Source organism: Coleofasciculus sp. E1-EBD-02, assembly GCF_040218245.1.
Classification (GTDB): Bacteria; Cyanobacteriota; Cyanobacteriia; order Cyanobacteriales; family Coleofasciculaceae; genus Coleofasciculus.
Map to the genome: position 1 here is coordinate 1 of NZ_JAVJQN010000072.1, position 2011 is coordinate 2011.

At 46.1% G+C, this 2011-nt stretch carries 2 pseudogenes; one reads left to right on the top strand and one right to left on the bottom strand.

The features are described 5' to 3' along the window. Positions 1-951, bottom strand: a pseudogene (locus RIC07_RS12405) (ATP-binding protein); the annotation flags it as partial. Positions 952-1333: 382 nt separating this feature from the next. Here RIC07_RS12405 and RIC07_RS12410 point away from each other — a divergent pair. Continuing rightward, positions 1334-2011: pseudogene (locus RIC07_RS12410) on the top strand (hypothetical protein); the annotation flags it as partial.

The window sequence follows — 2011 nt, forward strand, 5'->3', positions numbered from 1 at the left end:
TAAAGTAATCATCGGGCGTTGATGTTGGGGTTGTCGTTCCTGGGTGCTGAAAATTAACGGCACTTTTAATTGTTCAACAAACTCAGCAATTGCCCACTCTCGCCGAGGATCACCTTGAGTCATCTCATCAGCATTCAGGAATAAGAAACTGTGGTTTAATAAAGCCTCCCGGCAACACCGTTGCATCAACTGATACAGTTCATTGGGATTAAAGGGAATAACAGACGCTGATATCATCTGAAGATTCCAGCCTAATGCGCTACAGGCGACAGTAGCAATGGATTGCTTCGCCCCTATATCTGAACCACATAACTGAACAACGGGATGGTCATAAGTTACCAAAGGATTAGACCAAGTAGCGATAAGTTTGTTAGCAATTTGTTGATACGAAGGGGGAAGAGGAGTGGAAGATGAAGGCGGTACAGGAAAAAGGATACCTGCCAAGTCTTTATCTGTGCAAGGTTCACTCAATAGATAACAAAGAATCCGCCGATTAATCCGTAGAGGCGATTGAGTAAAGAATAATCCTTCCACCATTTCAACCAGTTCCCACTGGTGTAACGGAGATTGGGAGGAAAGAATACCCAGATGAGTCTGACTAAATGTGGATAATGCTAAGTTCAGGGTGGGATAATTTCGTTTAGGATTGCCGTTAATTTTGGCACATAAGACTTCAAACTCATTATCCAACTCCATGCCAACGCATAATAAGAGAATATAGCGGTCAAATTGGGAGAGGTGAAATAAAGCGCAGAGTTTATCTAAGGCTGGCGGCGCATATTGAAGAATCGCTGCGACATCTGGGGATAACGTCGTTTCCAATTTGGCTAGACTGGGCTGATTTTGCTGGTAAGCGAGGTAATCTTCTAATACCTGACGAACTTGATTTACGGCTGTCTGGAGATAGTGAAAGTTTGCTTGATACCAGGTGATTGGTGTGGGAATATCCATATAGGTTTATAGGTTTTAATGGTGTTAAAGTTTATCGTTTGTTGGCAGCGTGAAAGCGGGTAATACTCAAGTGGGTGGGGAAGAGCAATTCCCTCCAGGATAGCTATAGCCCTTCGGGCATGGCTACGCTAACGCTTACCGCAAAACCCAACAGTCTCTCCCCTTGCTCCCGTTTTCTGGCTCTTATGTTAAAACATATTTCCGGTTGAATTCGGTTTAGACAAAATAGTTTATAATTTAGCCACACATCAAGATATCTTGGGTAAAGCCGCTATCCGGCGTTTGCTCGGAACGGGCAGGCATTGGCAGATCAGACTATCACCCAGGATTCTTGAGGGAATCGGCTCCAATCATCACATGATCGGGCAACTGAGGCGGCATCATGGAGTATAAATCTATACAAAAGAAAAATTCATCCTGGACTCCAACCACGGTACAGAAAAAGGGTAAAAGTCCTGGTAAATTGGGACATTTTTCGATTCAACCCAAGTCAAACCCGTCCTCTTCCCCATCCCAAGAAATTGGGGAGTATTCCAGAGCCTCAGCCGATAGACTCGCCGCCAATGTAATGCGAGGAATCCAAGCCAAGGAACAGGAGCAAGCCGAAGGGTCAACGCTACAGCGTAAATCTGAATCACCCTGGGCACCAACGTTTGATGCTCCCCCACCCTTAGCACAAAGCCCTGCTTCCCAATTATGTAGAGACCGTCCATGGAAGGTCTCTACTTTTGCCCCTGTCTCGGAAAACCCAATTCAACGGCAATGTGCTGATTGTGCCAAAGAAGAGACAGAACAGGCGACAGAAGCAGGGAAAGACTTAGAGGAAATTGGCATTCAAACGAAATTAACCATAGGAGCGCCAGGAGATGCTTACGAGCAAGAAGCTGACAGTGTAGAGACGCGCCATGGCGCGTCTCTACAGGTGATATCAATGTCAGCGCCTCCTGATAGTTCAGCGTCCGTTCAGCGTCAGTTGGACACCAATCACCCCCATCACCCCCATCAGATCTGGAAACGAGCGCAATCAATTACGCCTGTGGTGCAAAGGCAAATTGATCCG